General features: G+C 44.0%; 13 protein-coding genes. 9 read left to right on the forward strand and 4 right to left on the reverse strand.

The features are described from left to right. Positions 1-42: 42 nt before the first annotated feature. Both BF9343_RS07215 and BF9343_RS07220 read right to left on the reverse strand, forming a co-directional pair. Entirely contained in the window at positions 43-1,617 is a 1,575-nt protein-coding gene (locus BF9343_RS07215; protein ID WP_005786352.1) for an Rne/Rng family ribonuclease, read from the reverse strand. 278 nt (positions 1,618-1,895) lie between these two features. Then, on the reverse strand, positions 1,896-2,171 hold the full coding sequence (locus BF9343_RS07220; RefSeq protein WP_005776335.1) for an HU family DNA-binding protein: 276 nt from the start codon (positions 2,169-2,171) through the stop codon (positions 1,896-1,898). A gap of 205 nt (positions 2,172-2,376) precedes the next feature. On the opposite strand from BF9343_RS07220, the gene mutY reads away from it, so the two are divergent. The 6 genes from mutY to BF9343_RS07250 all read left to right on the forward strand — a co-directional run bounded on the left by mutY (position 2,377) and on the right by BF9343_RS07250 (position 10,078). Then, positions 2,377-3,423 (forward strand): A/G-specific adenine glycosylase, encoded by a 1,047-nt coding sequence (mutY, locus tag BF9343_RS07225; RefSeq protein WP_009291960.1) that lies wholly within the window; start codon positions 2,377-2,379, stop codon positions 3,421-3,423. A 45-nt stretch (positions 3,424-3,468) separates the two neighbouring features. Further along, positions 3,469-5,037: a sulfatase family protein gene (locus BF9343_RS07230; protein ID WP_010992575.1), complete on the forward strand. Its 1,569-nt coding sequence runs from the start codon at positions 3,469-3,471 to the stop codon at positions 5,035-5,037. Positions 5,038-5,124: 87 nt separating this feature from the next. Beyond that, the gene (locus BF9343_RS07235; protein WP_005795194.1) at positions 5,125-5,583 is read left to right on the forward strand and encodes a single-stranded DNA-binding protein; all 459 of its coding nucleotides are present in this window, start codon (positions 5,125-5,127) and stop codon (positions 5,581-5,583) included. 135 nt (positions 5,584-5,718) lie between these two features. Further along, the gene (locus tag BF9343_RS07240) at positions 5,719-7,065 is read left to right on the forward strand and encodes a gliding motility-associated protein GldE (RefSeq protein ID WP_005795192.1); all 1,347 of its coding nucleotides are present in this window, start codon (positions 5,719-5,721) and stop codon (positions 7,063-7,065) included. A gap of 14 nt (positions 7,066-7,079) precedes the next feature. Then, the gene (locus tag BF9343_RS07245) at positions 7,080-7,754 is read left to right on the forward strand and encodes a 4'-phosphopantetheinyl transferase family protein (RefSeq protein WP_010992577.1); all 675 of its coding nucleotides are present in this window, start codon (positions 7,080-7,082) and stop codon (positions 7,752-7,754) included. Next, positions 7,751-10,078 (forward strand): hypothetical protein, encoded by a 2,328-nt coding sequence (locus BF9343_RS07250; RefSeq protein WP_041926192.1) that lies wholly within the window; start codon positions 7,751-7,753, stop codon positions 10,076-10,078. Before BF9343_RS07245 ends, BF9343_RS07250 begins: the two co-directional genes overlap by 4 nt. Before the next feature lie 84 nt (positions 10,079-10,162). On the opposite strand, the gene BF9343_RS07255 is transcribed toward BF9343_RS07250, so the two are convergent. Both BF9343_RS07255 and BF9343_RS22330 read right to left on the reverse strand, forming a co-directional pair. Next, entirely contained in the window at positions 10,163-10,378 is a 216-nt protein-coding gene (locus tag BF9343_RS07255; protein WP_005786366.1) for a (4Fe-4S)-binding protein, read from the reverse strand. Positions 10,379-10,391: 13 nt separating this feature from the next. After that, on the reverse strand, positions 10,392-10,694 hold the full coding sequence (locus tag BF9343_RS22330; protein WP_005786368.1) for a GNAT family N-acetyltransferase: 303 nt from the start codon (positions 10,692-10,694) through the stop codon (positions 10,392-10,394). A 289-nt stretch (positions 10,695-10,983) separates the two neighbouring features. Here BF9343_RS22330 and BF9343_RS07260 point away from each other — a divergent pair, with 289 nt between their 5' ends. Genes BF9343_RS07260 through BF9343_RS07270 form a run of 3 tightly spaced genes read left to right on the forward strand, consistent with a single transcriptional unit; the run spans position 10,984 to position 14,031 of the window. After that, entirely contained in the window at positions 10,984-11,847 is an 864-nt protein-coding gene (locus BF9343_RS07260) for a FimB/Mfa2 family fimbrial subunit (protein ID WP_005786370.1), read from the forward strand. Between the two features lie 43 nt (positions 11,848-11,890). After that, entirely contained in the window at positions 11,891-12,976 is a 1,086-nt protein-coding gene (locus tag BF9343_RS07265) for a FimB/Mfa2 family fimbrial subunit (RefSeq protein WP_005795183.1), read from the forward strand. A gap of 26 nt (positions 12,977-13,002) precedes the next feature. After that, on the forward strand, positions 13,003-14,031 hold the full coding sequence (locus BF9343_RS07270; RefSeq protein WP_010992580.1) for a hypothetical protein: 1,029 nt from the start codon (positions 13,003-13,005) through the stop codon (positions 14,029-14,031). Positions 14,032-14,053 lie beyond the last annotated feature (22 nt).

Here is a 14,053-nt window from a genome sequence, read left to right on the forward strand (position 1 = left end):
AAATAAAAAGAAAGGCGACTTGATTGCAAGCCGCCTTTCTTTTTATTTAATCTCAAATTCTTCCTTCATATCAATCTCTTCTCCATGTGAATCGTAGAATACGTATTCAAGAAAAGCGAGTTTCTGACTCGGAATAATTTTAATACCAAATCCGTATTTCATCTGCCATTTGCGTTTCAGCGACATAAGTCCCTGATTCAAATAAGCAGCCACATACGGGTGGATGTGCAGTGAGAATTTCTTTATCTTCAGTTTATTGACCAGATAATCAATTTTACTCTCCAGTGTGTCCGTAAAGAGGATGGACGATTTGATGGTGCCTTTACCAAAGCAAGTCGGACAGGTTTCTGTAGTGTTCACGTCCATGGCCGGGCGAACCCGTTGGCGTGTAATTTGCATCAGTCCGAATTTGCTTAAGGGCAGAATGTTGTGACGCGCCCTGTCTTTTTGCATATTGGCACACATACGTTCGTAAAGCTTCTGACGATTTTCGGCTTCATTCATGTCGATGAAATCCACCACAATGATACCACCCATATCCCTTAGTCTTAACTGGCGTGCCAACTCATCGGCAGCTCCCAGGTTAACTTCGAGTGCATTACCTTCCTGTCCGTTGGCATTCTTGGTGCGGTTACCGCTGTTCACGTCTACTACGTGAAGCGCCTCAGTGTGCTCAATAATCAGGTAGGCACCACTCTTGTAGGATACTGTTTTACCAAAAGACGATTTAATCTGTTTGGTGATACCAAAATTGTCATAAATGGGAAGCTGACCTTTGTATAATTTGACAATGCCTGCCCGTTCGGGGGCAATCAGTGTCACATAATCCCTGATTTCGTTGAATACCGCTTCGTTGTTGACGTAGATATTTTCGAACGAGGGATTGAAAAGGTCGCGTAACAAGGCTACGGCACGGCTGGTTTCCTCATAAATCAGTGTAGGAAACTTTGTAGCCTTTTGTACCTTGGTGATACTTTCTTCCCAGTGCTTCAGCAATACTTTAAGCTCTCCGTCGAGTTCGGCAACACGTTTGCCTTCTGCCACTGTGCGTACGATCACTCCGAAGTTTTTCGGTTTGATACTCATCAGTAACTGTTTCAGGCGCGCACGTTCTTCGCTCGATTTAATTTTTTGAGAAACGGAAACCTTATCATTAAAAGGAATCAGTACCAGATATCTTCCTGCAAACGAGATTTCGGAAGTCAGGCGTGGTCCCTTGGTAGAGATAGGTTCCTTTACGATTTGCACCACTACTTCTTGTCCTACCTTTAATGTATTGGCTACAGTGCCATCCTTGTCAAGGTCGGGAAGCAGGGTTGCTTTCGAAATGGGATTAAGCTTTTTTTTGTCGCTTAAAGTCTGCTTTACGTACTTTTCGAGTGAGTTAAATTGAGGACCCAGGTCTAAATAATGAAGGAAAGCATCTTTCTCATAACCGACATCCACGAAGCAAGCATTCAGTCCGGGCATCAATTTCTTGACACGGCCTAAATACATATTGCCCACCGAAAAAGAAATATTTCTTCCTTCGCTTTGAAGTTCCACCAGACTCTTGTCCTCAAGTAGGGCGATGGATACTTCTTTGGGCTGTACGTCTACTACTAGTTCGCTTGTCACCTCTATTTCCTATATTATTTAATTTTGTAAAAAATGAACGAATAACTCAATGGGTTTGTTCATTCAATCGGGCATTTAAACAAAGAACAAACTCGAAAGACATAGCTTCACAAGTTTGTTCTTTATTTCTGTCCAGATTCAGACTAAAAATTACTTTTTGCTTTTATGTCTGTTCTTTCTTAGTCTTTTTTTACGCTTGTGCGTAGACATTTTATGTCTTTTTTTCTTCTTTCCGCTTGGCATAGCTTCAAAATTTTATGGGTTAATACTCTTGTTTATTATTTCTTTACCGAAAGGGTGAATGTCTTAGCTGGTTTGAACGCCGGAATGTTGTGTTCCGGAATGATGATAGTCGTATTCTTAGAAATATTACGAGCGGTTTTTTGAGCTCTTTTCTTTACGACGAAGCTACCAAATCCACGGAGGTAAACATTCTCGTCCTTAGACAAAGAATCTTTCACTGCATCCATAAATGCCTCAACTGTTGTAAGTACTGTTACTTTGTCAACACCGGTGTTCTTTGCAATTTCGTTTACAATATCTGCTTTAGTCATTTTTCCTTAAAAAAAATATTATTACTATGTTCTTTCTAATTTTTTGGACTGCAAATATATAGCTTTTTAGTCTCCCAAAAAAATATATCCCGAACAATTTTCTAAAAAAGTCGCTTCATTAAGCTTTCTTAGTTCGTAATTAAACGAAAATGACTACTTTTGTGCAAGGATAAAGTTAACAAAAAGTAGAATCCGTCCAAAAAGCATGAACCGGAATTTCAGCAATGCAATAGAGAATTGGTACAAGGAATATAAACGTGAACTTCCCTGGAGGGATTCGGCAGATCCGTATGTAATATGGATATCGGAAATCATTCTTCAGCAAACGCGTGTGGTGCAGGGGTACGATTATTTCGTCCGCTTTATGAAACGTTTTCCCGATGTTGCCACTTTGGCCGAGGCGGATGAAGACGAAGTGATGAAGTATTGGCAGGGACTGGGCTATTATTCGCGTGCCCGTAATTTGCATGCCGCCGCCAAGAGCATGAATGGGGTGTTTCCGAAAACTTATCCTGAGGTGCGCGCCCTCAAAGGGGTAGGGGAGTATACAGCCGCTGCCATTTGTTCTTTTGCATATAACATGCCTTATGCGGTGGTCGATGGAAATGTATATCGAGTGCTGTCGCGTTATCTGGGCATCGATACTCCGATTGATTCTACAGAAGGGAAAAAATTGTTTGCGGCTGTGGCGGATGAATTGCTGGATAGAAAGAACCCCGCATTATACAATCAGGCTATTATGGACTTCGGAGCGATCCAATGTTCTCCTCAAACTCCCAACTGCATGTTTTGTCCATTGGCTGACAGTTGTGCGGCGCTGGCAAAGGGGACAGTGGCGGAGCTTCCGGTCAAGCAGCACAAAATAAAAACGACCAATCGTTATTTCAATTATATATATGTACGCATGGGCGTGCATACTTTCATAAATAAAAGGACGGGAAATGATATTTGGAGAAATCTGTTCGAGCTTCCGTTGATTGAAACTCCGGTTGCTGTTTCGGAGGAGGAATTTTTGGCACTGCCCGAGTTAAAGGCATTGTTTGCCCCCAAGGAACTTCCGGTAGTCCGTTCGGTTTGCCGGGACGTGAAACACGTGCTTTCCCACCGGGTGATTTATGCCAATTTTTATATAGTAGATCTTCCGGAAGATAGTCATTCGTTTACTGCTTATCAAAAAATAAAGGCTGAAGAGCTGGAACAATATGCCGTCTCAAAATTGGTGCATGCCTTTATAGAGAAATACATCGATTGAAATAGAAACTGAATATATTTTGTTGAATTATAAATATCTAAAATTATGAAACGACCTTACTTACTATTAGCCTGTCTTTCTCCCGTAGCTTGCCTGATGGCCGCAAGTGGACAAAAAGGAGGAAAAAACAAACAGAAGGTGAATGACCGACAACTGCCGAATGTGGTGTTTATCTATGCAGATGATTTGGGATATGGCGATCTGGAATGTTATGGAGCTAAAAATGTACAAACTCCTAATGTTAACCGTTTGGCATCCGAAGGTATTCGCTTTACTAATGCGCATGCTACTGCGGCTACCAGTACTCCTTCACGTTACTCCATGCTTACGGGAGAATATGCCTGGCGTCGTCCGGGAACGGATGTAGCAGCCGGAAATGCCGGAATGATTATCCGTCCGGAAGATTACACGATGGCCGATATGTTTAAAAATTCCGGTTATGTGACTGCTGCTCTCGGTAAATGGCATTTGGGACTGGGAGATAAAAGCGGAGAGCAAGACTGGAATGCTCCACTTCCCGCTGCATTGGGGGATTTGGGATTTGACTATTCATACATTATGGCTGCTACTGCCGACCGTGTGCCCTGTGTATTTATTGAAAACGGAAAAGTGGCAAACTATGACCCGAGTGCCCCTATCGAAGTCAGCTACCGCAAACCTTTTGAAGGAGAACCTTTAGGGAAAGATCATCCGGAGCTGTTGTATAACCAGAAACACAGTCATGGACATGATATGGCTATCGTAAACGGAATCGGCCGCATCGGTTATATGAAAGGGGGAGGCAAGGCTTTATGGAAAGATGAAAATATTGCCGACTCGATCACTACACATGCCATCAACTTTATTCGCGAACATAAGGATGAACCGTTTTTTATGTATTTTGCAACGAACGATGTGCACGTTCCACGCTTTCCACACGAGCGTTTCCGTGGTAAGAATCCGATGGGGTTGCGCGGAGATGCCATTGTACAGTTCGACTGGAGTGTAGGGCAAATCCTGGAAACACTTGACAAGCTGGGGCTTTCTGAAAACACATTGATTATTCTTTCCAGTGATAACGGTCCTGTTGTGGATGATGGTTATCAGGATCGTGCAGAGGAGCTGCTCAACGGGCACAGTCCGGCAGGTCCGCTGCGTGGCAACAAATATAGTGCTTTCGAAGGTGGAACCCGTATTCCCGCCATTGTGCGCTGGCCTAAGAAAATTACTCAGCCGCAGGTGTCGGATGTATTGGTTTCACAAATCGACTGGCTGGCCTCTTTAGCTTCCTTGGTTGATGCAAGGGTTCCCAAAGGAGCGGCTCCCGATAGTTTTGACCGTCTGGGCAACTGGCTGGGAACGGATTCTACCGACCGTCCTTGGGTGATTGAGCAAGCCTCTAACCACACACTGTCAGTACGTACCAAGGACTGGAAATACATTGAACCTAACGACGGTCCTCACATGATAACCTGGGCACCTAAAATAGAAACGGGTAATCTGAGCATTCCGCAATTGTATGACATGACTAAAGATTATGAACAGGAGAATCTTGCAGAGAAGAATCCAGCCAAGCTTTTTGAATTGCAAACCATTTTGAGAAAAGTGCGCAATAAAACTTATAGAGCTTTATAAAAGTTGTAACAATTCTTGCATTCTATTGTTATTCTATTTAATTTTGGCAACGAAATTCGGTATTTAGAAACATAAAATTCTGAGAATATGTCAGTAAATAAAGTGATATTGATAGGAAATGTCGGAAAAGACCCTGAAGTGAGATATTTGGATACAGGTATTGCTGTAGCCAGTTTTCCTTTGGCTACGACCGACCGCGCATATACTTTGTCGAATGGTACACAAGTGCCCGAACGGACCGAATGGCACAATCTTGTCCTTTGGCGTGGACTGGCAGAAACTGCCGAAAAGTATGTACATAAAGGTGATAAGCTCTATGTGGAGGGGAAAATAAGAACCCGTTCTTATGATGACCAGAATGGGGCTAAACGCTATGTTACCGAGATTTTTGTGGATAATATGGAAATGCTCACTCCGAAAGGTACCGGTTCGGGATCGTATGCTCCGGCACAGCAGCAGGCTGCTGCTCCCGTGAGACCTCAATCGCAACAACCGCAGCAACCGGTGTCTTCGCAAGATAATTCGGCGGATGACCTGCCGTTTTAATGGTTAATGGCTACAAGTTAAGAGTTAGAATTGCCATCCGGCATCTAACCTTAACTTGTAGTGATAACTTTTAGCTGACAACTTGTGGCACATGATTTGCATGTAGCTACTTATTATTAACTTAAAACCAATATTTTGGACCCAGACGCTTATTTATGCCAATTGGCAGAAATTTTTAACGGAATATCCGTAAACACACCTTCATTATCGGCAATAATAGCCATTATTCTGGCAGGTTTGCTCCTGCTCGCCTCGGGCTTTGCTTCGGCATCCGAAATCGCTTTCTTCTCACTTTCGCCTTCCGATCTGAATGATATAGAAGAAGGCAATCATCCTTCTGATGGGAAAATCAGCAATCTGCTCGCAGACTCCGAACGTTTGTTGGCAACCATTCTTATCACAAACAACTTTGTGAATGTTACCATTATCATGCTCTGTAACTTCTTCTTCATGAATGTCTTTGTCTTTCATTCGCCTCTTGCAGAGTTTTTGATACTGACTGTTATCCTGACTTTCCTCTTGTTGCTTTTCGGAGAGATTATGCCTAAGATCTATTCGGCCCAGAAGACATTGGCTTTCTGCCGTTTCTCCGCTCCGGTCATCTATGTGTTGCGTAAAGTATTTGCTCCTATCTCTGCTGTGTTAGTACATTCTACGGCTTTCTTGAATAAACATTTTGCCAAAAAGAATCACAATATATCGGTTGACGAACTTTCTCATGCCCTTGAACTGACCGACAAGGCCGAACTTACGGAAGAAAATAATATACTGGAAGGCATCATTCGTTTTGGTGGCGAAACAGCCAAGGAGGTTATGACTTCCCGCCTCGACGTGGTCGATCTTGATATACGTACTCCTTTTAAAGATGTAATTCAATGTATTATCGACAATGCATATTCCCGTATCCCCATCTATTCGGGCACACGTGATAATATCAAGGGGGTACTTTATATCAAGGATTTGTTGCCCCACCTTAATAAGGGTGACAATTTCCGTTGGCAGTCACTGATCCGTCCGGCGTATTTTGTGCCGGAAACTAAAATGATCGATGATCTTTTACGTGATTTTCAGGCAAATAAGATTCATATTGCCATTGTTGTGGATGAATTCGGGGGTACATCGGGAATTGTGACAATGGAGGATATCATTGAAGAGATCGTTGGGGAGATTCATGATGAATATGATGATGAAGAGCGTACCTATACGGTGATTAACGATCATACCTGGGTGTTTGAGGCTAAAACGCAGTTGACCGATTTTTATAAGATTACGAAGGTCGACGAAGATGATTTTGACAAAGTAGATGGAGATGCCGATACACTGGCCGGACTGTTGCTCGAGATAAAGGGAGAATTTCCGGCACTCCATGAGAAGGTTCTCTATCATCGATACGAATTTGAAGTGCTGGCTATGGATAGCCGGAGAATCCTGAAAGTGAAGTTTACCGTTAACGAGCCTTCCACAGAGGAAGAAGCTTCCTGATATCAGCTTTTGCCATGGCTTTGTTACGGGAATATAAAGAAATTGCTTATCAGTGGGGAATCTGGAAAACAGAAGAGTCCCCGGAAGAACTTTTGGCACTGTTGCCCGATCCGGAAAGATATGAGCAACAGTTGACGCTCTTTTCTTCACCTCATCGTAAATTGGAATGGCTTTCCGTACGTGTATTGCTATATCAGTTGCTGGGGGAGGAAAAGACAATTGAATATGCTCCCAGTGGCAAACCCCATTTGGCGGATTCTTCTTATTTCATCAGCATTTCTCACACTCGCGGCTATGTCGCAGTTATACTGAGTCCCGTGTCCGAAGTGGGAATCGATATCGAGCAATACGGGCAGCGGGTGCACAAGGTCGCTCATAAATATATGCGTCCGGACGAGTTGATTTCTGAATATCAGGGAGAAGATACCTGGTCTTTACTTTTACATTGGTCAGCAAAAGAAGTGATGTTTAAGTGTATGGATACTTCAGAGGTCGATTTTAGGGAGCATCTTCGCATCATGCCGTTCCAGGTATGTGAACACGGGGAGTTTCCGGCGGAAGAATACCGTACGGAACATAAGAAGAAGTTCATGATCCGCTATTTGCTGCATCCGGACTTTGTGATGACGTGGCAAGTGACATCTGCGTATTCCGTGAATGAATGTGATATTATGAAGAAAATGCAATGATAAAGCGTATCCTATTATTGGCGATCGTTATTGGGGGTGGTATGACAACCGTTGCTCAAAACAGCATAGATACTTTGTTTATGTCTGTCAGTCAACGTTTGTCCGGGCATCCCTCTGAACTCATCTATTTGCAGACCGGCAAAGATATATATGAAACGGGAGAAGATTTATGGTTTAAGGCCTATCAATTGGATGCCAAATCGTTCGCGCTGTCGGAACAAAGCGAAACGCTCTACTTGCAGATGCTTAATGATAAGGATAGTGTGGTTTGGGCCGAAAAGTATCCCATAGAGAAGGGGATTGCTGAGGGCCATGTATATATAGATACAAAATTATCGGAGGGCAATTATCGGTTGGGAACCTATACCCGCCACTCATATTATAATGATACGACCGGAATATCTCCGGAACGTAAAATCAGGATAGTCAGGAATATCGCTCTTGATTCTTTGCCGGAGCATCGAGAGAAGCCGGGTGAGTTCCGGTTCAATCTTTTTCCCGAAGGAGGAAATCTGGTTTCAGGTTTACCGTTCCGTTTGGCGTTTAAAGCGACGGGCAGCGGAGGATGTCCGGTCGATGTGGAAGGAACATTGTATCAGGATGAAATTCCTGTTTTGTCTTTTAAAAGTAGCCACGATGGGATGGGAGTCATACCTTTTACTCCTTCCTCCGGCAAAGAATACCGGATAGAGCTGGCGAACGGGTATAGTTATGCTTTACCTGAAATCTATCGGCAGGGGATGGGGCTCCGGTTATCCGGGCGGGACGGGAAACAGCTTGAATTCCTTATTTCCCAAACGGAAGGATTGTCCGATCAGGAGGTATATCTGGTGGGACAGATACGAGGAACCGTCTGCTGTGTGGCAAAAGGGTTGCTGAAAGATCGTTTGAAAATGAAGATACCTCTTTCGGAGTTTCCTTATCAGGGCATAGCGGAGTTTACCTTGTTCAATGCGGCTATGCAGCCTGTGGCGGAAAGGTTGGTATATGTGCATCCGGAAAAGAAGCTTCATATTGATATTGTAACGGAGAAAGAGAGCTATGTTCTTCGGGAAAAAGCTACATTGAAAGTAAAAGTGACAGATGATAATGGACAGCCTGTGAAAGCCGATTTGGGTATCAGTGTGTTTGACAAAGCATACAGCAATCCGGATGACCGGGTGAACATGCTGGCTTATTGTTATTTGTCATCACAGATACGTGGTGCTGTCTGCCGGCCGGCTTATTACTTTGACGAGAAGAATGCTGATCGTATGCAGGCAATGGATCTGTTGTTGCTGACTCAGGGGTGGAGGCGATACGTCTGGGAACTTAACGGAGCGGTCCGTCATGGCGAGATGTTTTTGAGGGATGATGTAACGGGAATTCAGACCTTGGGCAGTAAGAAGAAAAGTAAAGGAACGGGAGGTGCTAAACAACTTATTCAGGTTTCGGGCGCCGAAGGAAATTCCACCTATCTGATGACGGATTCCTTGGGGCGTTTTACGGTCGATACTGATTTGATGAAGACACTTCGTGGCGGGTATGTGTATCTGAAACCCATGTTGTCGAAAGAGTTTAAACCTGAATTGGAGATTCAGGATTACTTCCCTGCCATCGATAGCATACGGAGAAAGAAGTCTTTTGACTGCTCGCTGATAAATTGTACACAGAGACCCAAAGAGGAGATTTACGATGCACCGGTCGTGAGTGGTGACAGTACCATTCTGCTGGATGAAGTGGTCATTGCCCGCAAGGCTCGTAAGCCGTTCAGAGATAAGCTTATGGGACGTCTGGATAGTTTGGCTCAAATGAATCTGAATAGTGTCTATGTTTGTACTTCGTGTGGGCTTTTATTGAATTATAATCCGGATTATCAGGGACATCATGCACTGGTGGGAGAAGGTGGATGTCCGGCTAAGGGAAGGAAACAACCGGTTGACGGAGAAACTTATAGGATAGCCAAGTATAAATATTATGGGGACTCAAAAGGTGGGGGAGTCTATTTTAGTGTGGTCGATGCACATTCCGTGGTTTATCATGCTACTGAATTTACCGAAGAGGAACTGCTCCGTATGAATAATATGTGGCGAGTGAAAGGGTATTACGGTAAGCGTGAGTTTTACCAACCGGATGAAATAGATATGCAGTTGCCTGTACCTGATGCCCGCAATACATTGCTATGGGCTCCGTCCGTAGTGACTGACGAAAAAGGTGAGGCTACCGTTTCTTTTTATTGCTCCGACATTAATACCGGTTTTATTGGAGTGGCAGAGGGAGTAGATGGAACAGGACTTTTAGGGACTGATCAATGTGAGTTTAGAGTGATCAGGAGAGCAGACTAAATCTTATAACCGCAGTTTGTGGACGGAGAGGAAATATAAAAGTCGCCGGGAATATCGTTTGAAAGATGTTTCCGGCGATTTATCTTATTTCTTTAGTTTATAACTCAACGCTCCCGACGGACACATTTTGATTTGGGCAATCAGTTCTTCCGTGGTAGCATTCTCCATCTTTATCCACGGACGTTCTTTCGGGTGATATACGTTAGGCAGTGTCTTTACGCAGATTCCGGCATGCCGGCAGAGTTCCGGTTGCCATACAATGGTCAGTTCGCCATTGCTGTATTCTATTTGTTTTCCCATAACTGTTTTTATATTATTGAATGTGAATACCACGAAGTACAATACGCTTCCATTCCGGATGCTTATGTATATATCCCGCAACGAACGGACAGAGAGGAACCAGGCGCAATCCCTGCCGTTCAATGTCAGTGAGAACTTTCTCTGCAAGTTGTGAACCTATTCCGTGTCCTCCCAAGGCGGCCGGTACTTCGGTATGTGTCAGATAGATCTCGCCATTTAAGGATTTTATGTATTCTATCCGGGGAACATAACCTTCAACATGAAATTCATATTGATGTTTTTCTTCATTATCTATCAGTTCATAATTTTCAGTTATAATCTTCTTACTTTTAAATCTTGTTTTATTCTACAACATTTAGAGGATAAACTTTGTTTTCTCCTCTTGTTTATTTATGAATCATTTAAACAATTGGATGACGGGATATAACTTTAACAGATAATAATGATTCATGGCAAAACAAATGCATAATCTTTCTGTTGATATTTGACTTATGCGGAGCAACGGTGCCTCGCTTACAAAACTACCATAGGGAAAGTATCTCGGTTTTAGGATACTGATTTCTGAGTGATTGAACGAATTGTTTTATATTTAAACTTTAGAGATTATGAATAGAAGAGTAATACAGATCTTCTGCATGGTAGTTGGCATGGTACTTGCTTCCTCTTGCGGAGACGAATGTCCGGTAGAACAACCTTACTCGGTTAGGGTATCTGTTAAGGACAAGAACTATTTGAATATATCGCAGTTTCCACAGTTGAGCCAGGTAGACGAAAATCTGCCTTTCCGGACTTATGCGGGAACTCTCTATTACGCCTTGTACGATGCATCTACCGGAGCATTGATCAGAGAGTCGGCGGTCGTCTCTACGGAAGGTGAAGAAAAGGAATACACCCTTACTTTTCCGGGCGTACCCGACGGTGACTACAAATTGGCCGTATGGGGAAATCTGACCACGGACTATCCCGCCGGTATCTTGCATCAGGATGGGAAGGAACATACGGATATTTATGTGACAAGCGGGGACTTGCATTTCTCTCCCGATTATCAGACAGAAGAATTGACACTGGAACGCACGAAGGGAAAGTTGTTACTGCTCTGTTCAAATTTCCCGTCTGAGATAACACGCATTGAACAGAATGTAAGTCATGTTTATCAGTCGACGGATGCCGGCCTCAACTATTCCGGAAGCACTCAAGTTGACAAAAATGTGCCGTTCACCAGTGTCCTGGAGACATTGCTTGCTCCTACTTCGGCAGAGGGACATTCCAAATTAACTTTGACTTTCTATACCGGTGGTACACGTGCATCAGAAACTCCATATCTGAAATTGCCGGTGATGGAGATGGATATGCGGCGTAATGAAATAACTGCTGTTTCTATAGACTACAATACATCAGAAGGAATCTGGGAAATCAAGATGTTCATCCGTGGAGAATGGATCACGATACATCGCCTGGATATTTTCTGATCACTTTTTCTCTTATCTATTTATTAAACTAAACTTTGCTATTATGAAAAAATTAATGTTTCTGGTGGCAGCAAGCTTATTTGTGTTTGCTGCTTGTTCCAGCGAAGATGATTCTTCACCCGAAGTGAATCCTGAAAATGCTGCAATTACATTTGAGCTGTCTGCGGTTAATGGTCTGACAGACGGAATTGGAACCCGGATGCCGGTGTATAGCCAGGAGGCCACACAGCATGTCACTCGTGTCAGTGTTTATGCTTTTGTGCAGAACGGCTCGACCTATCTGCATCAAAAGACTTATGATATCACCGGCTGGACCGATGGTACTACCTTTAAACGTTTCGCTGTTCCCGATGCGGATAAACTTCCTGTCGGCGTATATAAGTTTCTGGCCGTAGGACGTGATGCAACTGACCGCTTCTCTGTGACTACACCCACTTCCGGCAATACCAATTATACGGATATGCTTGCTTCTATTGTGAACTCGGGCGATGAATCGGAAATCTTTGCGGGTTCGGCCGATGCGGAAGTGATGGCCCAGGGAGGAACTCGTGTCAGCATTGAGATGACCCGTAAGGTGGCCGGTGTGCTGGGATACTTCAAGAATGTTCCTCAAGTGCTAAACGGAAGTACCGTGAAGTATCTGCGTCTGAAGGTCAGCAACTCCAACCAACAGGTGAACCTGACTAATGGTGTGGGGATCAATACAGCGCCTACTCCTTATAATATAATAGACATGGATCTTTCCGGGCAGGCTGTTTCCAACGGTGTGTATGTAGGTAACGATCTTTCTGGTCAGGGAGTGGTAAAAGTACCTAATTCGCAATTGGGAGGTTCTTTCTATATACCGGTTAGTGGCGTGAGCATGACTTTGGGACTTTATGACGCAAGTGGTGTAGCTATCAAGGAGTGGACTGTGAGTGATACTAACAGTTCGGGAGCAACACAGTTCAATCTGATGGCCAATCATTTTTATTCATTGGGTGTGAAAGGTGCTACGGGCAGTGTGGATGGCGGAACACCGGGTAACCCGGGTGACGATGATGCTCCGGTAGATTTGCTGACCGATCAGAATATTGTGATCACTATCAGTCCGGCATGGGAATTGATACATAACTTGGTAATTCAGTAAAAGTAACTCAAAAACAGAATCATGGTATGGCTATGAGAAAGGCAGGCTATATAACTATCCTTCTGACGGGATTTCTGGCAACGCTCTTGTTGGGCAGCTGCTCAACAGATGATGTTGCCGAACTCCCCTTGGAAGAAGGGGTTTCGGTCCGTTTTGAAATAAAGCGGGACGGGGTCATGAGTCGTGCGCCGGGAGATGCAGCTCTTTCTGTCAACAGGATACTGATTCTGCCGTTTCGGAAAACGGATGAGGCATCGTCCAACGATGCAGCTAATTTCGTTCCGGAATATAGCGCAGCCCGACAATTGGATGTCAATTCGTTTCCGGCAGTAGTCACGATGCTTACTCTTTCAGCAGCCTCTACCTATCAGTTGTTGGTGATCGGATATAATCGGAGTGATTATGATTTTGCCAGTGGCGGAGGTGCAACGAAGCGGTTTAATATCGGTTCGACAGGTAATCCGGCTACGTTGGCTAATTTGTATTTGCAACCGGTCAATCCGACGGTAGTTCCGGAGTTCTTCTCGTGTTTCGGAAACGGTTACCGGGGTACAACGTTGGTTGGTCCCATTTTTAAACCTTCACAGATCAACTATGTGACGGGTACGCTGAAAAGGCTGGTTAGCGGTTTTACACTTGAAGTGACCAATGTTCCTGCGTATGTCAACTCTATGACATTGATAGCCGAGCAACTTGTGACGGCTACCCGTGCAACGGATGGGACGGCACTGACATGGCAAACAGCCGGTGACGGCGGTACGAAGACGTTGGCTACTCAGGCACCGGTTTCGGGAAAAGTCAGCTTCAACCAGTTTCTACTGGCTATTCCGGATAGTAGAAAGACTCTGTTCTATCTGGATGTGTCCTATGGAATCTTCACCGAACGTTATACGGTGAAACTGCCGGATACTCCGGGTGTGGTTTCGGGAAACCGGATTATCTTTACTCCTAATCATTGGGTGAAAGTGACCGGAAGTTATGCGAATATCAATATAGGTTTCACTTTGGCAGGAAACATCAATCTGGATGACAATGCCTGGGATGGCCTTCAATAGAAACTGAAAGCAAAAAGAACCG

It is taken from the genome of Bacteroides fragilis NCTC 9343 (assembly GCF_000025985.1).
Taxonomy (GTDB): Bacteria; Bacteroidota; Bacteroidia; order Bacteroidales; family Bacteroidaceae; genus Bacteroides; species Bacteroides fragilis.